This window comes from Vibrio sp., assembly GCF_038138445.1.
In the GTDB taxonomy this organism is placed as follows: domain Bacteria; phylum Pseudomonadota; class Gammaproteobacteria; order Enterobacterales; family Vibrionaceae; genus Vibrio.
This window is the reverse complement of sequence record NZ_JAYQDQ010000065.1, coordinates 1-23,054: the sequence shown is the minus strand read 5'-3', so window position 1 is coordinate 23,054 and position 23,054 is coordinate 1. Positions and strand designations below refer to the sequence as shown.

At 40.9% G+C, this 23,054-nt stretch carries 22 protein-coding genes and 2 pseudogenes; 13 read left to right on the top strand and 11 right to left on the bottom strand.

The window, feature by feature from the left end:
* Nucleotides 1-45: 45 nt before the first annotated feature.
* Nucleotides 46-870, top strand: a pseudogene (locus AAFM34_RS15325) (glycyl radical enzyme domain-containing protein); the annotation flags it as partial.
* Between the two features lie 8 nt (nt 871-878).
* Nucleotides 879-1,748 (top strand): YjjW family glycine radical enzyme activase, encoded by an 870-nt coding sequence (locus AAFM34_RS15320; RefSeq protein ID WP_341664276.1) that lies wholly within the window; start codon nt 879-881, stop codon nt 1,746-1,748.
* Here AAFM34_RS15320 and AAFM34_RS15315 read toward each other — a convergent pair.
* A complete protein-coding gene (locus tag AAFM34_RS15315; protein ID WP_341664275.1) occupies nt 1,745-2,656 on the bottom strand; it encodes a LysR family transcriptional regulator in 912 nt (303 codons plus the stop codon). The two genes, AAFM34_RS15320 and AAFM34_RS15315, sit on opposite strands and share 4 nt — an antisense overlap.
* 218 nt (nt 2,657-2,874) lie before the next feature.
* On the opposite strand from AAFM34_RS15315, the gene AAFM34_RS15310 reads away from it, so the two are divergent.
* Complete coding sequence (locus AAFM34_RS15310) at nt 2,875-3,408, top strand: hypothetical protein (protein WP_341664279.1); 534 nt, start codon at nt 2,875-2,877, stop codon at nt 3,406-3,408.
* A gap of 66 nt (nt 3,409-3,474) precedes the next feature.
* Here AAFM34_RS15310 and AAFM34_RS15305 read toward each other — a convergent pair whose 3' ends face one another.
* The 4 genes from AAFM34_RS15305 to AAFM34_RS15290 all read right to left on the bottom strand — a co-directional run bounded on the left by AAFM34_RS15305 (nt 3,475) and on the right by AAFM34_RS15290 (nt 8,530).
* The gene (locus AAFM34_RS15305; protein WP_341664274.1) at nt 3,475-4,563 is read right to left on the bottom strand and encodes a hypothetical protein; all 1,089 of its coding nucleotides are present in this window, start codon (nt 4,561-4,563) and stop codon (nt 3,475-3,477) included.
* A 518-nt stretch (nt 4,564-5,081) separates the two neighbouring features.
* Nucleotides 5,082-6,248 carry an MFS transporter gene (locus tag AAFM34_RS15300; protein ID WP_341664277.1) on the bottom strand — a complete coding sequence of 389 codons (1,167 nt, stop codon included), beginning with the start codon at nt 6,246-6,248 and terminating at the stop codon, nt 5,082-5,084.
* An 11-nt stretch (nt 6,249-6,259) separates the two neighbouring features.
* The gene (locus AAFM34_RS15295) at nt 6,260-7,105 is read right to left on the bottom strand and encodes a hypothetical protein (RefSeq protein ID WP_341664273.1); all 846 of its coding nucleotides are present in this window, start codon (nt 7,103-7,105) and stop codon (nt 6,260-6,262) included.
* Nucleotides 7,106-7,402: 297 nt separating this feature from the next.
* Complete coding sequence (locus AAFM34_RS15290) at nt 7,403-8,530, bottom strand: radical SAM/SPASM domain-containing protein (RefSeq protein WP_341664272.1); 1,128 nt, start codon at nt 8,528-8,530, stop codon at nt 7,403-7,405.
* Between the two features lie 420 nt (nt 8,531-8,950).
* Here AAFM34_RS15290 and AAFM34_RS15285 point away from each other — a divergent pair.
* Both AAFM34_RS15285 and AAFM34_RS15275 read left to right on the top strand, forming a co-directional pair.
* Nucleotides 8,951-9,127 (top strand): annotated as a pseudogene (locus AAFM34_RS15285) (transposase); the annotation flags it as partial.
* Nucleotides 9,128-9,650: 523 nt separating this feature from the next.
* On the top strand, nt 9,651-10,307 hold the full coding sequence (locus AAFM34_RS15275; protein ID WP_341664271.1) for a hypothetical protein: 657 nt from the start codon (nt 9,651-9,653) through the stop codon (nt 10,305-10,307).
* Between the two features lie 107 nt (nt 10,308-10,414).
* Here AAFM34_RS15275 and AAFM34_RS15270 read toward each other — a convergent pair whose 3' ends face one another.
* From AAFM34_RS15270 to AAFM34_RS15245, 6 genes are all read right to left on the bottom strand, one after another.
* A complete protein-coding gene (locus AAFM34_RS15270) occupies nt 10,415-11,314 on the bottom strand; it encodes a hypothetical protein (RefSeq protein WP_341664270.1) in 900 nt (299 codons plus the stop codon).
* 218 nt (nt 11,315-11,532) lie between these two features.
* Nucleotides 11,533-12,258 (bottom strand): AraC family transcriptional regulator, encoded by a 726-nt coding sequence (locus AAFM34_RS15265; protein ID WP_341664269.1) that lies wholly within the window; start codon nt 12,256-12,258, stop codon nt 11,533-11,535.
* A 311-nt stretch (nt 12,259-12,569) separates the two neighbouring features.
* On the bottom strand, nt 12,570-13,235 hold the full coding sequence (locus AAFM34_RS15260) for a LuxR C-terminal-related transcriptional regulator (protein WP_341664268.1): 666 nt from the start codon (nt 13,233-13,235) through the stop codon (nt 12,570-12,572).
* 174 nt (nt 13,236-13,409) lie between these two features.
* Nucleotides 13,410-14,513: a phosphoribosylaminoimidazolesuccinocarboxamide synthase gene (locus AAFM34_RS15255; RefSeq protein WP_341664267.1), complete on the bottom strand. Its 1,104-nt coding sequence runs from the start codon at nt 14,511-14,513 to the stop codon at nt 13,410-13,412.
* Between the two features lie 183 nt (nt 14,514-14,696).
* Entirely contained in the window at nt 14,697-15,071 is a 375-nt protein-coding gene (locus tag AAFM34_RS15250; RefSeq protein WP_341664266.1) for a hypothetical protein, read from the bottom strand.
* A gap of 245 nt (nt 15,072-15,316) precedes the next feature.
* Nucleotides 15,317-16,021, bottom strand: a complete 705-nt coding sequence (locus AAFM34_RS15245; protein ID WP_341664265.1) for a glycerophosphodiester phosphodiesterase family protein — start codon at nt 16,019-16,021, stop codon at nt 15,317-15,319.
* 131 nt (nt 16,022-16,152) lie between these two features.
* On the opposite strand from AAFM34_RS15245, the gene AAFM34_RS15240 reads away from it, so the two are divergent.
* The 8 genes from AAFM34_RS15240 (at nt 16,153) to AAFM34_RS15205 (ending at nt 22,978) form a co-directional block, all read left to right on the top strand.
* Entirely contained in the window at nt 16,153-17,031 is an 879-nt protein-coding gene (locus AAFM34_RS15240; protein ID WP_341664264.1) for a DMT family transporter, read from the top strand.
* Nucleotides 17,032-17,139: 108 nt separating this feature from the next.
* Nucleotides 17,140-17,913: an MBL fold metallo-hydrolase gene (locus tag AAFM34_RS15235; protein WP_341664263.1), complete on the top strand. Its 774-nt coding sequence runs from the start codon at nt 17,140-17,142 to the stop codon at nt 17,911-17,913.
* Between the two features lie 206 nt (nt 17,914-18,119).
* Nucleotides 18,120-18,881 (top strand): DUF3450 domain-containing protein, encoded by a 762-nt coding sequence (locus AAFM34_RS15230; protein ID WP_341664262.1) that lies wholly within the window; start codon nt 18,120-18,122, stop codon nt 18,879-18,881.
* Nucleotides 18,882-20,231 carry a MotA/TolQ/ExbB proton channel family protein gene (locus AAFM34_RS15225; protein ID WP_341664261.1) on the top strand — a complete coding sequence of 450 codons (1,350 nt, stop codon included), beginning with the start codon at nt 18,882-18,884 and terminating at the stop codon, nt 20,229-20,231.
* The gene (locus AAFM34_RS15220) at nt 20,231-20,788 is read left to right on the top strand and encodes a MotA/TolQ/ExbB proton channel family protein (protein WP_114784803.1); all 558 of its coding nucleotides are present in this window, start codon (nt 20,231-20,233) and stop codon (nt 20,786-20,788) included. The genes AAFM34_RS15225 and AAFM34_RS15220 overlap by 1 nt, the downstream gene beginning before the upstream one ends.
* A complete protein-coding gene (locus tag AAFM34_RS15215) occupies nt 20,785-21,189 on the top strand; it encodes a biopolymer transporter ExbD (protein ID WP_114784805.1) in 405 nt (134 codons plus the stop codon). Before AAFM34_RS15220 ends, AAFM34_RS15215 begins: the two co-directional genes overlap by 4 nt.
* The gene (locus AAFM34_RS15210) at nt 21,189-21,806 is read left to right on the top strand and encodes a TonB family protein (protein WP_341664260.1); all 618 of its coding nucleotides are present in this window, start codon (nt 21,189-21,191) and stop codon (nt 21,804-21,806) included. The genes AAFM34_RS15215 and AAFM34_RS15210 overlap by 1 nt, the downstream gene beginning before the upstream one ends.
* A complete protein-coding gene (locus tag AAFM34_RS15205) occupies nt 21,803-22,978 on the top strand; it encodes a hypothetical protein (protein WP_341664259.1) in 1,176 nt (391 codons plus the stop codon). Before AAFM34_RS15210 ends, AAFM34_RS15205 begins: the two co-directional genes overlap by 4 nt.
* Nucleotides 22,979-23,054 lie beyond the last annotated feature (76 nt).

The window sequence follows — 23,054 nt, the reverse complement described above, 5'->3', positions numbered from 1 at the left end:
AGACAATACCGAATTTAAAAGGAAATGATTAGATGGGGTTTACCGCCAGCTTACGGTGGATCGAACACGCTGGTTAGAATGAACTTAAAACTGGTGGCAGAACTTGCATCAGATCTTGATGATTTTCTCAATCATCTGTTACCCGACTATAGTGAACTGATGGTTGAGTTAATGGACGCGCGTAGCGCCTTCCTTCATGAAAAATCGTATTTCTTTAATGGGTTCTTGGCTCAAGAAGGTTTGATTGAGGAATCACGTTTTGCGCCCATGTTCGGCATTTATGGAATGGCAGAAGCGGTGAATATTCTGATGGAAAAAGCAGGTGCTCAGGGGCTTTATGGTCATAACGCTGAGGCTAACGAGTTAGGTTATCAGATTTCCGATAAATTGGCCGAGATAGTGGAAAGCTCAACGGTCAAGTATGGTATTGATGGTAAAGCATTGCTGCATGCACAAGGTGGTATTGCCTTAGATCAAGGCGTTACCCCGGGGGTGAGAATACCCTATGGAACGGAGCCGGATCCCGTTACCTATGTTCAAGCGACAGCGAAACACCACAAGCACTATACCTCAGGGATTAGCGATATTTTGACCATAGATGAAACAGTGAAAGCTAATCCAGAGGCCATGTTTAATTTGTGTAAAGGTGCGCTCAATTTAGGCTATCGTGAGTTCACTGCTAATGTTGCGTCGAATGATTTAGTGAGAGTCACAGGCTACATGATTAAGCTTTCTGATATTGAGAAGTTTTCTGAGCACGGCTCGCGTAAAAATACTACTTGGTTGGGGGCGGAAGCTGCGAATAACACAGGGATCTTACAGCGCTCGCCACGGGTTGTTAGTATGGAAACGCAACCTTCGTATAAATAGGGCAAACAATGACAGACAGGCAAGCCATTGTAAGTCGTATTCTTAACTTTTCTTGTGTCGATGGGCCAGGCAATCGTCTGGTCCTTTTTCTGCAAGGATGCAATTTCAACTGTATCAATTGCCATAACCCCCACACAATTAATTACTGTAATGATTGCGGTGACTGTGTGGCAGGATGCCCTGAAAATGCATTGTCATTGGATAATAAGGGCAAAGTGATATGGGATGAGGGCCTATGCACCCATTGCGATCAATGTATTGATGTTTGTAGCTATCGTTCTAGCCCGAAAGTACATCATTTGACAGTCTCTGAGGTGCTGTCGGTTATCCACGACCAAAAATGGTTTATTAGTGGGATCACAATTTCAGGGGGTGAAGCGACGATGCAGTTGCCTTTTATCATAGAGCTTTTTGAGCGAATCAAAGATGATAGTGAGCTTGGGCATTTAACCTGTTTTATCGATAGCAATGGCTATTTGAGTGAGTCAGGTTGGAATAGGGTACTCCCTTATTTGGATGGCGCTATGATAGACCTTAAATCCTGGCAACAAGAAACACATCTATGGTTAGTAGGGAGAAGCAATCACAAAGTTATTCAATCGATACGTTACTTGGCGAAAAACAAAAAACTGCACGAGATTCGTTTGCTCCATATTCCGCAAAAAAGCGATTTGGACCAAGAGGTCGATAATATAGCGCGCTTGGTTAATCAATTGCCAGAGACGGTAATAGTGAGATTAAATGCCTTTCAGCATCACGGCGTAGAGGGGGAGTCACTGCAATGGCAAAAGTGCAGCGAACCACAAATGCTAAGCTTTTATCAGTCACTTAGGCCATTGATCCCTCATCAAATTCAATTGCCTAGTGTGTATGTCTAACTAGGCTTAACCAGTTGAGAATGAAGCCACTTGAGTGCTGGATTGTTTAGACTGGCTTGATTCCAAACTAAGCTATAAGCGACCTTCCCATATGAGAATGGCAGTGGTTTTTGGGTTAGGCCTTTGGCTTGGAGTGCTTTTTCCGCCCACATTTTAGAACAAGTAAACAGCAGGTCAGATTGATGACAAATTGTCGCCGCAGAGCCAAAGTCTGCGACTGAAATTCGCAGCTGTCTAGGTTGGTACTGCTGGGTGAGTAGCTGCTCAAAATACGGCTCAGAGAGATCTTTATCTAAAATGCCTACATGCTGACATGAAAGATAATCTTCAATGCTTAAGGATTTGTTGGCCAGTGGGTGTTTTGCACCCATTAAGCAGATCATTTCGTCTTGCTCAATCTGTTCCCATATCAGATCGCGGCTGCGAGTTGGTGGTTGACTGATATCATGTGGCAGGATCATAAAGTCAACTTGTCCACGCAGTAGAGCTTCAAAGCTAAGTTGCTCTTTAGCAAAAATCTGAATTTTGGCTGAGCTCAGTTTAGAACTGATAGCGCTGATGCGATCGCAAAACAGGTCAAAGGTGCTTTCACGCATTGAAAGAGCCAGTGTGCCGGTGTAGCTTTCTGGCTCAAATTCCCCTTGATGAAGAATTTGATTCATAGAACACAGAATCTTGTGTATATCGTTCGCCACCGCTAAAGCAAAAGGGGTGGGGACTAATGAAGTACCATCGCGATAAAACAACTCATCATTGAGTTGCTCCCTTAGCTGACCAAGCGTTTTGCTGATACTAGAAGCGGTTACACAAAGGACTTCTGATGCGCCACTGACACTGTGGGTGCTCAGTAGGACGTGCAGCACGGTTAGATGCTTCAAACTGATTCGGGAGAGAGCAATATAATCCATTGAAAACCCCAATAAAGAACAATGGCCTAGTTATACCTCCAATACTGTTGAATGGGTATGAATTGATGTGAAAATTGGGCTGAATATTGGATGTTTACAATGACTAGGATGGAGAAACAAACCACTAAATCAAAATTAGCACTTAAATATTACCTATTTAACCGAAAACACCGACAAGGGTTATGAACTAGGCTTTGGGTAAGAATAGAAAAGTCATGGTGAAGAACTTGAATAAAATCTTACCAGCGGTATCTGCATTCGTTATGCTAGTTATGCCTTTATATTTTGGCTATATAGGTAAACCTACAGAAATGGGGTTAATCATTGCTGCGGGTTTTCTGGGACTTGTTTTTTCTAACCTAGGAAAGTTCCATAGTTTTAAAGCGGCAGGTGTTGAAGCTCAGCTTAAAGTAGAACAAATTGAAGCTGTCTTAGAAAGAGAAACAGAAGCGCCAACAGATGAACTAGAAGACCCAGAGGCTCAAGCTGTTAATGTCGAACTTGTCTCTGACAGTACTAAAAGTGTCCTTAAAGCATTACAAAACAATGAATATACTTGGCGGTATGCCTCAGGTTTATCTAAAGAAACTAACTTAAATCACAGTCAGGTGAAGGCTTCCCTCCAGTGGCTTTGTGAGCATGGATATGCGAGAAAGTCACTGGGTAAGAAGGGTGATATTTGGGCCTCAACTCAAGACGGGCGTTACTTGTTCTCGGCCATTTTCATCAGTCAAATACCGAATGGCAAATAAGGACACAAAACTTAAGAATATGTGTTTTGTTAAGCAATGTGTCCTTTCTGATATTATTAGAATGATCTAGTTATCCCATTTTATTAGCAAGTGCAGCGGAACGGGTAAAGGGCTTGCGGTAGGGTTGGCGAGAAACTTGAGTACATGGTTTTGATGCTGTGGCAGTATGTTGTCTCTGGCCCAATCTCTGTGAGCACTAGTGATGGTTACCCCCACTTTACCAATGCCATCGTGTCGGCGGACTTGGTAGCTTAGTTTGCTTCCTCCAGTGGCATACATCATTGTTTGTAGCATGGCAAATTGATCACCCGATTTTAGCGCTTTTTTAATTCGTTCATTGTCGCCAGATTCTCTCTCTTTAATTAGCCCCCTAGTTACCATATATGGTGTGCCACACACTTGTTCAAACGGGTAAGTGCCACCATTGGGTGTGGTGACAAAATCGAGGTCTATATGTCTTGCCACCCCATCTTTTATCACCATATTTTCAGGCTTAATGTCTCGCATATAGATATCTAGATTGTGCATAGCAGCAAGATCTTGGCAAGCTAAGCGAAATGACTCTAGTGGAAACTTTCTATTGTATTTTCTTCGTTGGTCGGCAATTTCACTACCACCGTTTCTAGCCAGTACGGTTTTATCTTCCACATATCTTGAATGACAGACCGAAGAAAATTGAGACAACTCGTCTGCAAGCTTATTTTCATTTTTAGCTGCTTCGAGAGAAATGCTTGGGTTCGATAGCTGAACAAATGAAGAGTCAGCATGAGTTACGGTTTTAAAAGCGCCAGCACTACCGTATTTGATGGGGTGATCAGGCGTTCTCAAGTGAGGGTTTTCTTTTGTTGAGTCAAAGTAGTAAGTGCGACCATGATTTTCGTTGGTCATCTTTTTAAAGCCGAAATCGTTTTCTGGTGTTAACGATTGACGAGCGACAAACCCTCGAAAGGCTGCTTGAATCGTCGTGACGGCATTTTCTTTGTTGCACTCATTAATGATCTGACCGCAATTCATGTCCAGCTTTTGCAGTACTTTTAGCGCCTTTGCATTGTTACTTTTGCTAAGAAAGTTTGCTATTGATGTTTTACATTTGGCGCCAAACAATTGTTTAGGGTTTTCTCTTACGACGGATGTGGCCTTGCCATCAGCGTCCACTAATACTCGGTATACTTTTTTGACAGGAAGAGTGAGAATAAACTCATTGTTATTATCCGTTGCTTGTAATGCATTATGCTTGGTTGTTATATGTTGATGTATTTGGCTACGTTAGGCTCATTACTTTTAATTCTGCTTGCTATTGCATCAAGGTATCTATTTTATACTCTAATCAAAGACTTGCCTAAGTGAAATAATATGAAGATAAATGAATACTTGTTATTTGATTAATGATGTAAATAGTGTTTCTAGCACTGGAATGGTTGTGAAGGGTTATTGGACAAAAACAACTTTGGGTTGGTACTCCAATGCATACAATTCGGATAAGCTAAGTTTGGTCGAAATCTACCTCACTAAAGTATATCCAGTTGGTGGACATTCAGTTTTTCCGAAACGGAGATCATGTAACCTCCGACAGTTACACAAAATCATTCATAGTTGAAATATTCAAAAATGAGAGATTGAAACACATAGACTCCATCTGTGTGCTTTGCCATATGCTATTTTTCCGTGAGTTATTAACGCAGACATTTAGCTTTACCGTCTTTTCGAAAGTGGGTGTTATTATTTAGTATGCCTATTATTGCGCTGCATACTAAGCCAACCATGAGCATTATTATGGATACATGATTTCGACCAATTATATCGATCATTGTGCCAGCTATTAAGAATGATACAGATAATGGCACACAAGTTATTGAGCTAATAGTCGCGCAAACCCTTCCCTGAAGGTCACGGGGTGTTAGTGTTTGCGTTGTCGTATCCATACCTATAAGTATCATTGGAGCACCAAATCCGAATGTTAAACTGCTAGCATAGATAACGATTATTTCTTCAGCTCCCAACGCAAGCATACCAACAGTCTGAATTAGCATACCTACGGAAACCAATCCGACTGATTTGTCTGTTTTTAGCTTTATACAAACGATGCTTCCAATAAGCGCACCGACACCCTGAATTGTCATCAGTGTTCCTAAAAGAGACGATTTCTCCCCAATATCATCGATAAACTTGATCAATGACACCTCATAAAACCCTGAAATTAATAGATTTACGCAAATGACTATTAGGAATATTTTAAGTGTTTTATTTGTCAATATGTGTGCGGCGCCATCCATAATACCATTAAATGACATAGGATCAGTTGGCTGATGGGTTTTTGCTTGTATAGGTATCTTGAGGAAAAAACAACCAGAGACAATCAAAAGTGCTATGTGCGTAATTATGAAAAATGAAGCCCCAAACCAAGAATAAATGAAAGCTCCTATCATAGGGGCTGCAATTCGGTTTATCTCTCTTGTTGTATTCATTTTTGCGTTTATCGGGCCGACATCGTCATAATCATAATTATTCATTACAATTGATGCTTTAGCTGATGAGTAAATTGTATAGCTAAGGCCGTGTGTTGCAGCTGACAAATACACAAACCAAATACTGGCGTAATCACCACTAAAGAGAAGAGGTACCGTAAGCATTGCTACGATGATGTTTGACCACATAACTAGCGGCCCAGATCTTACGCTGTCGATGATATTCCCAAAGATAGGGGCTATTAACGAGGGTAAAATGAAGAACCCAAATACAGCGCCGGAAAGTGGAACCGATCCAGATATGTCGAATATTAAAATGGAGTAAACAACATACACAGATAAGTCCGTGTACATAATAAGAGAATTCCCAAGCAGTAGCTTTTTTGTTATATCTTCTTTGATAGCGCCCCTCTTAATGCATCTGCATAGTATTTCGTCTCAATCGGCAAAAAATTTGGAGATTGGTTAATTACCAATTCAATATCCATATAATTTATCATTAATTGCATCATATTAAATTTGTCATAATATGAAATATCAGAGGATATAAACTTTTTGTATAGATCATACGCTTTCTTTAAATTACCGCTATGAACTAAACCGTCCAATGTAGAATTAGCAAGAACTCCCTTTGCCGTGGGATCTGGTTTCATTGCCAAGCCACTTTCTGTGTAAATGAAATTTTCTGCACCATAGTCTTTAGTTGTTCGGACTATAAATGTAATGGTTGGATTCAATAAGTGTAGATTTCTATGTATCAATTCACGATTGTTATTGATTGCAACCACTCCCCCCCGCTTCATCGTAGACTTTCTTTTCGAGAACAACGTCCCAACTTGAAAGCCATTAAGTTTATGCTTGGGAATAAAGGTAAATTCTTCGTGGAAACATTCACCACTAATTACGCAGAACGCGCCTGAAAAAGGATGGTCATGAATTGTCATATTTTGGCTGTGCCAATGGTACATTTCCACAAAAAAAGTGTCGTCAGGTGACGTGTAAAGAGTAATTGCTGGCTCACCAAACCCTACAGCACCACCGGCTAGCTTTTGCTGTGGGATGTCAGATATTACTATGTCACTTCCCCAGTCAGATGGGTTTATCAGCTCGAATGGCTTTATATTTCGAATAGCAGCTATAGCTAAATCAGTAAACGTGAGGGTGTTATCTGGCTCGTTAACCTTCTTGTTTATATATTCACCAACACGGTGGCCAACTTTGAAAATATTCATGATTTATATTATCCTGGCTTCCACTTTTTCGGCCCAATAATTCCCCCATGCACTGGCAGGAATGGAGGCATTATCACGAAGGTATTTGATCAATTCTATGACCTTGATGGTTGTACGTAACGAAAAAAAGCACCCTCCATCGGATGATGCGAATGCGACCCTAATAGCCTTTATCTCATCTTGACCGATGAATACCGTTACGCTTCCGTATTGTAATTCTCCTTGATAGATTCCACTCTCGTAAGAGATCCGCATAAACAATGTTGAAGAACTGAAGCTGTTAAATACGTACAAAATTTATCCTTCTCCATTGATGCGAGGGCAATGGGTATCAGGCAAGCTTATGTCATGCTGCCTAAATCGGAATCCGCCGCCACACGTGTCGCCGATGTAACATGTAGTGCACTTATCAGAAATGTCTAAAAGTGTCATTTTACGGATTTTGTTTAGAACATCAGAATTATTCCAAATGTGTCTAAGAGGCGATTCTTTTATGTTGCCACACAGATAGTCACTACCGATAGACAGTACCGAGGGGTAAACATCACCATTCGAGTCAATACAAACGCTCATTACTCCTGACACATCCCCAAGTTCGTGATGAGATGAGTATCCTGGAATGTGCAGTGCTGGCGATAATCCCCACAATTCGCCAATTTCTTGAATATCAAAATCTGCATCAACTAATGGAAGATAAATTTCCCATATTGACACCGTAGTTATAAATAATTTATCAAGACTTCCTCTCTGCTTTTCTTTATGTAGGGACACCATTAGATTGGCCCAAGAACGATAGTCAAAATCCATAGACCCATGCATGGCTTCACCGTAGCCAGTAGAAATAAACTTAATTGCGGTGAATGACGATGTACCTATCTCATCAACCATTAATTTATAAGCTGTGCGTAGGTCATCCATATTGTGACTAGAAAGTACAAAGCTAATCCCAATATCAAGGTCGGACTTTATACCAGTTTTGATGTTGGAAACCACCTTATTAAAAAGTTCATCACTATCAGAGTTGTCATTCTTCCACCTTCGGTAAACATTGAATATTTTGTAATTTGAACCATCGACACTTACGTTAATTCTCACGTTACTCATCGTGGCCATTTTTTTAATAAAGTCATTACTAAATATTTTTGTTCCATTAGTGATTACTACAACGCTCAACCCTGACAGATTATTGGCGAAGGAAAGGATGTCAAATATATCAGGCCTTACAAAAGGTTCACCGCCAGCGATAGTTAGCGTGTGCACACCGATTTCGTATAGTTGGTATATCGCATCCATAACTTCAATTGTATCTAGCTCACCGCTGATGGATTTACCCGATGACGAATGGCAATGAGAGCAAGCTAAATTGCAAGCATTGGTTAGGTTAAGGTCGGCATTGAAGGGGCCAATAAAAAACATATCTTTCATGAAATAGTTCACTTAAATGATTTTCATAATTACAGAGTAATTATGAAAATCATATTACTCAAATTTTACCTTTTAGCACGAGGCCAAGGTGATGAAGTTGTTTTAATTACTTTTAATTTTTTCATTTGGATTTTCCTTTGTGAATAAAAATATTACGCCAAGAATGTTTAGCGAGAACTTACTGTAATTGCCTCGCCAAATTAAATCAACTTATAAATAACAAAATTTATGCATAAATCATATTTTTGGTGATTTATCCATTAATAATAAAATGATAATTTATTTTTTCTTTGCATCTGAGGAAATAGATAAAACATCTTTTTAATTATTAGGGCGTGTTGATCTTTCGTGAGTGTTTTTTGAACAGCATAGTAAAGAGTTATAATCTGCTTCGCCAAAAGTAAAACTATAACCAATACTATGCCAAGAACAATGTTAACTGATATTCATTGGGAACTGCTACTCCAAGTTATGAAAAGTACAGGTCGTATTTACGATAAACCTGAACATCGAATGACATTTGAAGGAATACTTTATCGAATGAGAACAGGTATTCCTTGGCGAGATCTCCCCTTTGAGTTCGGAGAGTGGTGTACCGCGTTGTGATAGCTGGCTGGATTCATAGTGTTCAAACAGGGTTCGCCATTCTTGGTTAGTGCGTCGTTTGGTCATTTCAAATCTCCTTTGGGTTGGAGGTTTGATCTTATAATTCGGGCTAAACGATTAGAATACGGTGTTTATGATGCACTTACAACGTACTGTTCTATAGGTCTTATTCTTCCTTGCACTCATAAATTGCAGAGCATGTCTGTATAATTACAATTGCTCAACTAGGCTCATAGTCTGCTATTAGGAAAAGTAGGTCAAGAACTGACTTATGAACGTGGTCAAGAAGCTCGTTCTAAACCATTTTGGGGCAAAAATCCGTTACCTCCCTACTTCCCATATTCGAATGCATTGGGCGGCGAGCCTGTTTAAATAGAAGCGATTAGCCCTTGAACAAGGAGACACCACGCTAGGAGCGAATAACAGAAAACTGACAATTGCTGACAAAGGCTATATATAAAAATTATCGCTCTACAATAAGATGCTCCTAGAATCTATGTGTTTTGGAGTTACCTTGAAGTTTTTATTCCCAGTCTTTATGTCAGTGGTGGCCTTGGCCGGTTGTCAGTCTAACCCTGACTATCAAAAGCCTTACGTATTTCAATCTGATTGCCAAGAAGCGAGAGAGGGCAATGTGATGCCATTGACCTTTGTTGTCGATAGAAATTTGTCTCAAGCCAATGTCAATGGTGAGATATGCTCGGGATCGTATCAAGCTTTTGAGTCAATGACGCAGTTCTATCCTGATATCAAACTTCTCCGTTTACAAAATGTACCAGGTTCACTAGATGATGAAACCAATTTGCGCTTAGCGACTAAGATCCATGATATGGGCATAAGTACTTTGCTTGAAAGTGATAGTCGAGTCGAATCTGGCGGTACAGACTTATTTTTGTCTGGTGTTGAGCGCAAAGTGGAGCAGGGCGCAAAAGTTGGGGTTCATTCATGGGCGAGTGATGACGACAATGGCAATCTTGTTGAGGGCGCTGATCTTCCAGCTGAGGACCCACAGCACCAAGAATACATTGACTATTACCATAAGGTTGAGTTGATCAAGCCTGAAGAATTTTACTGGTTTACTCTGTACTCAGCCCCGTCTGATGATATGCATTACTTATCTCAAGATGAGCTGAAATACTTTGGTTTTAATACGCCTACTTTTGCTTTCTAAACTTTTGTTTTCCAGACTATGGCTTTCCTGAGGATGGCTCTTCGAACACTAGAATAAAGGGCAGCTTTAACCCAAGCCCTTTATTCTAGTACATCAAAGCAAGGCGCTTAAAATTCTTCTCTTACCGTGCTTGCTTTTCTCCAGTTGTAGCTCTTTTTCGTTGTTTTATCAAAATCTGAGTCTAGGCACCTAGCTTGAGATATATAGCCACTTCCACGAGTGACTCCTAAACCGTGATAGCCAAACACCCTAGATTGGGGAAGGTGCTTATTTGCCTCAGTTTTTGCTGTTTTGGCAAGTGGTTCAGCGCCTTGTTTTGTTTCTGATATATCACCCGTATTTTCAAATGACGACAGCGTTTCTCTATCAGCACTTTCACAGGCAGTAAGTTTAATTTTTACACCAGGCTTAACTTTATTTTTGACGAGGTGACTGACTTCTTTAATCACGTCAGCGATTGGTCTAGAGCCAGTCTCGGACTGGGTTGTTTGGTATAGCCTAGGCAACCCAGCGGCACCGTGACCGATAACATAGATGCTTTCTATCGTGTGATTGGGTAAGTTTTTGGGGTCGATGACTGAAAGCTGATTAATAGATTGATATTCACCCAGTATTTTGGTTTCTACTGGATATTCGCTGTGCACCGCGTTAACACCGCTTTGTTTGATTGAAGAGGTAAATCTCTTTTCATAATCTGGGCCTTCTTTTAAGCGCCCTTGTAGCTCCTGCTGCTTAAATTCCTTTAGTGAGATTTTCAATGCATCACGCTTGAGAGGGCAGCATATCAGAGGGAGAGGTTCTTTTCCTTTTAATACTCTTGCAGTGTTAATGCCTAGCGCTTGAGCGACCATATCGTGATTATTAAATGGGCTATATATAACCCTTGAAGGAACATTCGTTATTCGCTTAATACTACGAGAGAAACTTTCGAAGTCCTTGGCACTATCAAAAATATTATGAGTTTTCGTATTATAATTGCTTGTTGTGTTGCTTACTTGCAATGGCATAATTTACTTCCAACCATTTATGAATGATGCCAATTTTATCCAATATAAAAATTGTGGCTACTGCGGCTGTCGTAAATTAATAAAAATTAATTTCTATATGTTTAAATATGGATTCTATGCTCAAATATGATGACTATAATTATCTATTTTGTTATTTAAAGGTGTTTGTACAACGGCTATATAAAATGAATTGAAATTGAAAACTAATTCATTGGCGATCAATCAAAATATTGGCTAGGCGTTATTCCAAATCGGGCTTTGAAAGCAGTGATATAGCTGCTGGTGTTAGCGTAGCCACAAGATAAGGCGGTGGAGGTGACACTCATACCTTGGCTAAGCAAAGTGAGAGAAGTGATTAATCGAGCTTGTTGTCGCCAAGCACTGAAGTTTATACCTGTCTCGCTTTTAAATACGCGACTTAGCGTTCTCGGGCTGGTTGCAAATTCTGCTGCTAATTCGTTTTGAGATCGTGTGTCATCAGGGTGAGACATGAGCCAATGAGCAAGACGACGTATATTGTCTTTTTTGGGCAGTGGCAGAAAAAGGTTATTTGACTGGCTTGAAGCAATTTCATCCACGAGCACATTGACTAATCGCTGTTGAGGCTCAGTCAGGTCTTTAAAGTTGAAGCTTTTAATCCGCTCAATTAAGGCAGAAATCAGGCTATTAGAAGCGATAACCTTTGCCTGGCTGTTCAGTGATGATACATGGGTGACAGGGAGGTAAATAATAAATGCTTCTATATCGGAAACTACACTGGATTTATGCGCTAGGTGGGCTGGAATCCAACCAACAGATGCGGGTGTCATTGTCCACTGTTGGTCAAGGGTTTCTATAGTAGCAGTGCCTTGAGTGAGCCAGTATAACTGAGCCATGTCATGTTGATGCCAATGAGTTTGTGAATCTGAGTGGTGCTGTATAGATCTTGATTTCACGCTACTCATGATGGACTTTACCGTTGTGATTGAAGCTAATTCCCAAAAATAGGGTGATTTATTATCATGTGTGATAATAACAGTGGATTGGCAAGAATGCATTATCTCTTAGCTTGAACAAAGGCGCAATGGTCAATTTGCGTGTAGTCTTATACGCGTTTTGAACCATACTTACTGTAACAGGAAGCTCTCTAATATGGCTTTTAACTTCCTTGCCAAAAATAATTGTGATTTTTTTGTGGCATGCTTTATTGCACGCCACTTTTTTTTATAAAAAATGTTGATGACTTAAATATAATATTCAGATTATAAAAATTAGGTTAATTTAAAATTTTATGTCTTATTATGTATTTTGAAGGGACATATCTATCCCAGCCGTTAGATTTGCAGTAATCAATGGCTTGTTTTTGAGAAAATACACCTAACTTTGAGCGTATACTGTCTAAATACTTTCTTACTGTATTAACTTGCAGTGCTAATTGGATGGCAATGGTTTTGGTGTTATCGCCTTTTAAGAGAAAGTAAAGGACTTCCCACTCTCGATCAGTCAATATTGAGGTAGGTGGATTTAAGGTAATGGAAATGGGTTTGGAACCAAAAGTGGTGAATATGTCAGTGTCAAATTTCCTAGCCGGCTCAGCCCAAAAGAAAACACCGATAAATTTATCTTTTATATAAAAAGGCTTCTTATGAAATATCCAGCCTTCGAGGAGTTTGTTCTTGCCAAAAGGATGGATCTCAATAGAGCTTTTTGTCTCATTGGTGTCTATCACTAGTTGGTCATGGGCTTGAAAGGCGTCTTGAAATTCATGAGTTTCAGTTGGAAGCTCACCGTCCAAGCGGCCCTCAATATCAAAGGATTTAGATAAGTTCTGCATTCTTCGATATGCGGGGTTAATATAAACGAAGCGGTAGTTTGGGTCTTTTAGTCCACAAGGCCAGTCAAAGCTTTCCCAAAATGCGATCAAATCGGACGATAAAGTCATAGATCCCTCCTTTTTTGAGGGATGCTAACATTATGCAACTAATATAACAATTAAGGGTTTGCTTTTACCTATGGTAAGCGAAAAACGATAAAAGCGTTTTAGTACATAAGAGCCGCCTTTAACAATAATGACAACGCTTATTACTTAAAACGCTTTATTTCATCTAATACTCAATTAATCAATTAACCCATATTCATCGCTAAGAATATTAATAATCTCTTGCTTAGGATTATTCGATAACTGAATGGATCTTCCAGTTATCTTTTCAGCGATATTGATATAGGTACTAGAAATATCCATCAATGCTTCAGAGGGTAGTTCATTATCTCGAGCCAGAGCTTCTCGCTGCGTCATTCGTTCTTTGTTAAGTAGAATGTCTGGGTCCGGGAAGTGGTTTAATAAGAACTGCCTGAAACCTTCCTTTGAGTTTTCAACGATGCGACCATTTTGGTACTCATGTTCATCCCAAATGCGAGAGGAGTCTGGTGTTCCGACTTCATCCATATAGATAAGTTTTTCATTACCGGATGCGTCTTCAACATAGCCGAATTCAAATTTTGTATCGACGAAGATTTGATTGACTTCAGATAAAGCTTGGCTAATTAGGTTAAACCCTTCGCTGAGTAGTTTCTCGTAAAGTTGAATATCATCGAGGCTAGAGAAGTTAAACGCAGCAAAATTTTCTTCTATGTTTTTACGAGTAATGTTTACATCGTCTGCTTCTGGTACGCCCGGAATGTTTTTTAAGATCCCCTTTGTGGAAGGGGTCATCAATAATTCAGGGAGCTGAGTATCCTTTTTAAGTCCCTCTGGCAGCTCAATACCGCAGAAATTGCGTTCGCCTTTTTCATAAGCACGCCACATTGAGCCGGTGATGTATTGGCGACAAATGGCTTCAATCATAATTGGTTTTGCTTTTTGAACTATCCAGACCAATGGATGAGGGATATCGAGTATATGACTGTCGGCAAGACCATTTTGTTTGAACAAGCTAAACCAATGATTGGAAATAGCGTTAAGTGCTGCGCCTTTGCCCGGCACCCCTTTTAATCCGCCTTGGCCGTGCCAAATACAATCAAAAGCTGAAATACGGTCACTGATCACCATGATAGCGAGAGGAGCATCAGGTGCGACGTCATAGCCTTTCTCTTCAATCAGGCGGCGGCTATCTTGTTCGGTTAGCCAGTAAACAGAACGAACTTTACCACTGTGAACTGGTTTGTGAGTACGAATGGGAAGGTCATCATTTGTAGCAAGAACTTGATCAGCAAGAGTCATCTGGATAATCCTATCTGTGTCAGAAATTTACGATTGTAACCACGCATATAATCGATTTGGATTGAATCATACCAGAAATAACGCAGGCTGCCACAAAAAAGCAAACGTTTGCATTGTGTGCGAATGGATAAGACGGATAAATAAGAGGGCTAACCATCTGGTGATATCCATCGGTGTTCGAAGTTAGTGGTAATGCATGCGTCCTTTCTCAATAAAAATAACCTGACAACCATACTCAGCAGCCAAATCACTCAGCACCTTTTGATCAAATGTACTGATTTTATTAGAAGCGACAATTGCACTGGCATTACGTGATTTTATTGCCTTCTCGACGATGGCACATTCACACAAAGTCTTTGAGGGCTTCAAATGAATCATATTTCCGCAGTTCACATTATAGGCGCTGAATATATCCAAGCTTGGTCTAGGGCATTCTGCAGTAAATAGTATCCATTGCTTTTGATCGGACAGTCCAGCTAGGCGTTTGATGGATTCACTTTGATGTGCCCAATGATAGTGTGTTACTGCCAAGCGATTAGTTGTATGTAAATGAAACATCAATACTGTCCTTATATCCAACACTGTATGAATAAACAGTAGTTGTTTTATTTACTAGGATCAAGAGAAAATCTTCATTACTGATGGTCTTGTATTTATATGAATTTGGGGTGAGACTAGGTTTAACCTAATGAATTTTAATAATAAATAAAGAGTTATTAGGGTGTTTGTAATGGATGTTTTATAAACAAATATGTGATCTTAACCGGTTTAATGAATGGTTAATCTCTCGCGTTTTCAGGTTACTAGTCTAAAAAACGCTCTGGGTAATCGCTGAAAATGCCATCTAAATTACTAAGGGATTGGATGTCTGAGGGCCTATTTACGGTATAGCACCAGACTTGATAGCCTTGTTGTTGGAGTTTGTGAACATCTTTTTCAGTTGCAAACCGATAATTGAGGTTACAACCGAATGCCGATATTGTTTCCAACAATTTGATATCTCGGGGAAGGAGTTTTTCTGTGAGTACTGCAATGCGATAATCAGGTAATACGGCGTGCAGCTTGATTAGTGTCGCATGATCAAAACTAGAAAGTAGAATTGAATCAGTGGAAACTGGTGAAGACTCTAAATCATGTTTCAAAAGTTGAGCAACATGCGCTTTATCGTGTCGGTCTACTTTTAATTCTAAGTTGAGTTTTAGGTTTAAGTCATCAGCCAGCAAAAGTAATTCTGTTAGAGTCATTATGGATTGCTGGTCAGGCTGATCACCAAATTTGGCACCAAAATCAAATTGACGAAGTTCTGCGAGCGTCTGTTCGTCAATGCGTCCACTGCCGTTACAGCATCGGTCAATGGTATGGTCGTGACAAATAACCAAAATATTGTCTTTGGTTGGTTGTACGTCGACTTCGACCCATTCAAGCCCTAATTCAGCGGCGGCTTGAATACTAATTTTGGTGTTTTCAGGGTAGTGTCCTGCAACCCCGCGATGGCCAATGATCTTCATTATTTTTCCTATATCTAATGCTCAGCCGTGGTAGACCATGTTCTAAGTTGGCTTTTCATCGCATTTTAAAGCCAGATCTGACACTATCAGACATCATAATTTAGCAGATAAGTTATTTAAGAGTAGCGAAATTGAACGCAGAGAGTAAAGCAACTTGGATTTTAGTTGGGACTACAATGTTAGCCGGCTTAGGGTGGATCTTCTCAAAGGAGACAGTTCAAGGCTTACCGCCATTTGGATTTGTAGGGCTTAGATTTTTAGTCGCGTCTATTTGTCTAGTTCCATTTTGTTATCAGTCGTTATCGCTATTTACCGCGAGACAACTTCTTCAAGCTTTGGGTGCGGGCAGCATCTTATCCGCTGCTTTATTAGCATGGATACATGCGATTACGGTGAGTGATACACTTGGTGAAGGTGCCTTTATTGTCAGTTTATCTATGATTATTGTCCCAATTATTGCATGGGCAATATTTAGAGAGCGGCCTAAGCGTGCATTTTGGATTTCTATGCCGATAGCCGTTACAGGACTTGCTTTGCTATCGCTGCAAGATGGTTGGCAGGCGTCGAGCGGGCATGTGTGGTTTTTAGCGAATGCTTGTTTGTTGGCTCTGCACTTTAATGTCAACAGTCGTTTGGTGCAAAAACTGCCTGTATTAACGTTAACATGTGTTCAGCTATTTTCGACGGGGGCGATTGCCTTGCTGGTATCCCTTTGCGTAGAAACGATTCCTACTTCAGTCGATATTCATATTTGGTGGTGGTTTGCAGCTAGTGCACTACTTGCCACCAGTATTCGATATGTGATGCAAACAGCTGGGCAGAAGCATTGTAACCCCGCAAATGCGGCACTTATTATGCTGCTTGAGCCTATCTGGACAGTGATATTAAGCATTCTTTGGTACGGTGAGCAGTTATCATTTAATAAGCTTTCAGGGTGTTGTCTTATCTTATTTTCGCTGGTTTTTTACAGAACTGGCGGGCAGCTTTCGAGCTTATTTACATCCAAATAGCATCATGGATAACTGGTCTGACTTCACGATCTAGAGCTTATAAGCTTCTCAATTAAACATGGGTTGCTAAATTAAACTTGTCAGGGTTTGTTAATACTGTGTTACAACATGAAGCTACATGCCATTAATGGTTACATCCAAAAAATTTATCTTGTGGAATATGACGATAAACTCATGCTTTTAGATGGCGCGAGTAGAGCGGATATTCCCTATATTGAACGTTATATTACCGATGAAATCGGCCAGCCCTTTTCAAACCTCAAAGTGGTTATTGTTACACATATGCATCCGGATCATGCTGGGGCCGCTCATAAACTCAGAGATCTTACGGGGTGTATCTTGGTGTCGGCGAATAAGAGCAGGCAGTGGTATGAAGGGCTTGACGGTATGCTTATGCATTTCACTGACTTAATACTTGCTCGATGGGTGGCGGGAAGACTAAAGAAACCTAAGAGAACACTTTGGTACCCTAGGTACTTACAGCCTGATGTCACGCTAAATGATAGTCAGCCTGTGCCTCATTTCGAAGATTGGGTGGTATTGGAAACTCCGGGCCACACAGATCGAGATTTATCTGTTTATCATAAGCAGCAAGATATTCTGTATGTTGCCGACTTAATAGTGAAAGTCAAAAAGCGTTTGATTGCTCCTTTTCCAATTTTCCATCCCAATAAATACCGCCAATCACTTGAGCGGGTATACAACATAAAGCCTAAAACCTTGTTACTTGCTCATGGCGGTGAAGTAACACTGGATGAAAATGCCTACCAGCACCTTATTAGTGTGGCTCCCTGCACGCCAGCAACACATTGGAGGGCAACAAAAGTTAAACTTCGCAGCCTTCTTAGCTCTGTATGGTCGTTTGGCTTTGCGGAAAAATAATAAACCTCTATTTTCATTAATGTTGTTATTCTGTGTCTTGATTAAAAGTTGGGTTAAAATTGCTCAGCTCTGGCTATTTGAGAGATTATATTGAGTAATAGCCATATAGCTGATTGAAATTTTGCCCAATCACGTTAACATACGCATAAATGGAAATGAGATTGCGTCTCAATAAGTGATTGAGCTGCGCCAGAAATAGACACACTATGAAACTAATAACTCCCAGCCTTGTGGTGATCCTTGCATCATTTAGCACCAGTACTGTCGCAACAAGCTTTGAAAACGCGCAGTCCATCCAACTAAGTACCAATACGGCTTCGGCATCTAGCCAAAAACGAATAGATACTGTCGCAGAGAACTCTCTCATCCTTCAAGGAGATATCGATCAGCTCAAGGAAGAGATTAAAAACTTACAAGTATATCAAAATCACCTCACAGCTCTGATCGAGAGCCAGTCGCAAGAAGCGTTAAACCTAGAAAGTCAAATTGAAGAGATCAACAACACACGTCAAGGTGTCGTACCTCTTATGTATCAAATGATATCTGGATTAAAAGATTTTGTAGAATCCGACCTTCCAATAAAACATGACACACGACTAGAGCGTATTTCTAAGCTTGAAAGAATGATGGTACGTGCTGATGTGAGTGATGCGGAAAAGTATCGCCGAATTCTTGAAGCATATCAGATAGAACTTGATTACGGCGTAAAACTGGGAACTTACCAAGGTAAAATCTCAGTGGATGGAAACCTTCGTCAAGTACAAGTTCTTCACCTTGGGAGAGTTTCTTTAGTTGCACGCAGTTTGGATGGCACTAAGTCATGGGTATGGGATCAATTACAAAACCAATGGCTACAGCTTGATAGCTCCATTAAACCGAATCTAGACAAAGCCTTTAATGTTGCTACTAAGCAAGCGGCGCCAAGTCTACTCACATTACCCCTATCACAGACTTTGGAGTCAAAATAAATGAAATCTAAACTAATGATTTGTCTTTTGACTCTGTCGGTCTTGCCATTTTCAGCCTATTCAAATAGTGACATCGTCAGCAAAGCACAAGTTGAAAGTGTTAGCCAAGGTCAGCACAACCAAAAGCGTGAGTCCACGTTTCAACAAACAGAGAAAGAGCTTAAATCACTTAAAGCATCGCTTCTTAAGCAGCGTAATAGTATCCAAAAACACAATGATGAATTGGTTGCTGAGTTTGCTGATAACGAAAAAAAGCTTGCTAAATTGGAAGAAAAGCTTCGACTTGAGACGGGAAGTCTTGGCGAAGTGTTTGGAGTCGTGCGACAAAATGCGAAGCAATTAGAATCTGAGTTAGATAGCTCAGTTACTTCTGCTGATGCACAAAACTATAGAGATATTGTACAAAAAGTTGCCGCTGCGACAGAATTACCTTCAATGCAGCAGCTAACTGGGTTATGGAAAGCACTTGAAGAGCAAATACAAGCGAGTAGCCAACTAGTGTCCACCCAAGTCAGTTTTGTCAATGGTGCTGGAGAAATACAGAAAGAAACGGTTCTTAGAGTTGGCTCATTGGGCCTAGTTTCAGAGGCTGGATACCTTAAATGGAATGCTATCAAAGATGAGGCGCAGCTTTATCCCAAACAGCCAGAAAATACTCCTACTTTTTCTAAGCTTAGCTCTGGTCCGATGCAGGATATTGTACTGGATCCGACTCGCGGAATGTTGCTTGAGCAGCTAGCTCATAGTCCAAGTTTGATGGATAGGGTGAAAGCTGGCGGTGTGGTAGGACAAGTGATTCTTGGTTTACTTATGATTGGCATGATTATCGCCTTTATCAGGGGAATCACCTTATCCAAAGCGCGCCAAAAGATTCGAACTCAACTTAAGTCACCTCAGGTACCGGGAGATAACCCTCTTGGCCGTGTATTAGCTGTATACAAAAAAGATAAATGCCTGAGCGTTGAGGCACTTGAGCTGCGTTTACTTGAAGTTGTCGTTGATGAACAAGCGCAACTTGAAAAGGGACTGTCCATGCTTAAGTTGTTAGCTGCTTTGGCGCCTATGTTAGGGCTATTAGGTACGGTTATCGGAATGATAGAGACATTCCAAGTGATTACCCAATTTGGTAATGGTGACCCTAAAGTAATGGCTGGTGGAATATCCATGGCTTTGGTGACGACAGTTCTTGGTCTGGTTGCTGCTATGCCACTTTTACTAGCCCATAATATCCTGAGTTCACAGGCTGAGCTGATTCGTAATACTCTCGAAAAACAAGGTATTTCTTTAGTTGCTCAACAAGCAGAGAAAGACTCTGTCGGCGATGAGGCATCTCTGGAGAGAGTCGCTTAATGGATATATTCATTGCAATGCTGCCCGAGTTAGTCACTGGAAGCCAATGGCTAATATCTTTGCAAAGCTTTATGCAGCAGGGTGGTCAACTACTATGGTGGTTATTTGGGGTGGTGGCTTTATGTTGGGTTCTCATGATAGAGCGCTTGATATACTTATTTGTCGAGTTCCCCAAACACCGAGCGGCTTGGATAAAAAGTTGGCATGCAAGGTGTGAACAAGACTCATGGTATGCCCGTTCAATTCGTGATGGTTGGTTGGCACAAGCCCACACAAACCTCTACCAAAATGTAAACATCATTAAAGTATTGGTGGCCATTTGTCCAATGCTTGGGCTGTTGGGAACAGTTACTGGAATGATCTCGGTTTTTGATGTGATGGCTAACCAAGGCAGTAGTAACCCTAAGTTAATGGCTTCTGGGATCTCGTTGGCGACTTTGCCGACAATGGCGGGTATGGTGGCAGCTTTATTTGGCATGTTTTTCCATGCTCGTTTGCTCAAAGCCTGCCAAGTAAGAGAAGTTAAATTAGAAAAATCGTTAAGGAGTCAGCGATGAGACTGGGCCGACGTCATCATAAACAAGAAGAAGCTCAGGTTGATCTGACTTCCATGCTTGATATCGTGTTTATCATGCTGATTTTTTTCATTGTAACCAGCTCTTTTGTCAGGGAATCTGGGGTTGAAGTTAATCGCCCGCAGGCCAGCAGTGCAGTTAGTCAGAAAGATGCGGGTATCTTCATTGCAGTTACCTCTTCTAACGATATATACATAGATAAGAGGGTGGTTGATGTAGAGCGCGTTCAAGCGGCGTTGGAGCATTTACTGTTGGACAAGCCCGATGCAGCTTTGGTTATTCAGGCTGATGAACATGCCTATAGTGGAACCGTAGTTAAGGTGATGGACGCAGCTAAAGAAGCTGGGGTCAAGAATATCGCACTCGCAGCGGAGAAAAAGTAATGGTGCGCTGGATTGTCGCTGTTCCAATCGCTGGATTATGCACTTTAACAGTATTCACATTAATGGCTTGGATGGTCAATATTAATAATAGGCAGGCTCCAACTGATGAGGCACCTTTGAGGTTTGATATGCTTGTTGTTGAGAATGACTCTAATACCCAACGTCGACAGCGGAGTGTTCCAGAGCAACCCAAAACGCCTCAAATGCCAGAGCAGCAGCCTGTATCACGTGTTGATAATCCAATAGCGAATATCTCTGATATGCAGAAGCCATTACTTGGCCTTGATACCAGTATTCAGGGTTTAGCTATAAGCGCGCCAGAGTTTGGTGATTTTGGTGTTCAGCAGCAAGTCATGCCTCTCTATCGAGTTGAGCCTCGTTATCCTTCAAAGGCTTTAAAGCGTAAAGTGGAAGGCTATGTACAGGTCATGTTCACTATAGATGCGACCGGTAAGCCAGTTGATATTCAAATTCAGAAATCAGAGCCCAAGTATATGTTTGATCGAGAGGCTATTTATGCAATTAAGAAGTGGAAATATCAGCCAATGATTGTCGATGGTAAGGCTGTGGCACAGCAGGGCCAGACGGTAAAATTGGAGTTTACGTTATCAAAATGATTAAACAATGTGCCTTGATTACAGTATGCCTTATGTCATCTCTCGCTGTTTCTGCTGAGCTCAGTCGTTACACAGCTGGACGCCTTCAACAGGCCAACCAGCTAGCGCAGGATGAAAAACTCAAGCAAGCGATCACAGTTTTACGCGAGACCAATACTTCGTTTGATTATGATAAAGCGTTTGTAGCAAGAGTTATGGCGGTTTTTTACTGGCAAGATGGTCAAACGAAACATGCTATTGAACAAATGGAGTATGCCGTTTCTAGTGGCCTGTTAAAAGATGAACAAGCTTGGGTAAGTGAACGCATGCTTGCCGATCTCTATCTGACAGAGCGCCAATTCAAGCAAGCACTAAAGCATTACTACCAACTGGTTGAAATGGTGCCTAAAGCCCATCAAAAAAATGATATTTGGCTACGTATCGCTCAATCTCATTACCAGTTGGAGCAATGGCGTGATGTGGTCGTGTCGGCCAAACGCTATTTAAACGAAGATGTGCAAGACCGTCTACAACCGCTATCTGTGATGCTAGGTGCTCAGTTAGCATTAAATCTTCCACACGATGCAATAATTACATTGGGTCAGTTGATAGATATAGAGCCTAAAAAGTTACAGTGGTGGAGGCAATTATCCACTTTGCAAATGCAAGTTGGTCAAGAAAAAAAAGCCCTTGGGACTTTATCGCTTGCTAAGCTTAACGGCCTAGCATTAAGCCAAAATGATCGCCGGATACTCGCTCAGTTATATGCTAAACAAGGTATTCCAGAAAGGGCTGCGCTCGAAATTAGTCAACTAGAGGATGCGCAGGCAGACATTCAACTGCTTGTCGAGCAGGCTACATCTTGGCAACTGGCGAAGCAGTGGGACACAGCAATTTCGGTCTGGAAGAAAACAGTGCAAAAGGCTCCGAAATACAATTGGAATCTTGCGCAGCTTCTTATCCAACAAGGATACTATAAAGAATCTATTTCAGTTCTTGATAAAGTTGAGGGAAGGCAGGCGGCCGTCGCATTAGCTAAAACTCGCGTGTTCTATAAACTCGATCAGTTAGACAAAGCTTTGTCTCAAGCTAAACAAGCTGAGCGCCTTGAACCTTCAAGTCAGGCGAAAGGTTGGATAAAGTTTTTGTCCCAACTCGGGGCAGTGTCCAAGCGCCAGAAAACTGCAGCATAAATAAAAGGGAGAGCACAGGGCGCTAATGCCGTTCACTTAAGGTGAGCGGCATTGTTTTTTCTGGGGTATCGGCTTG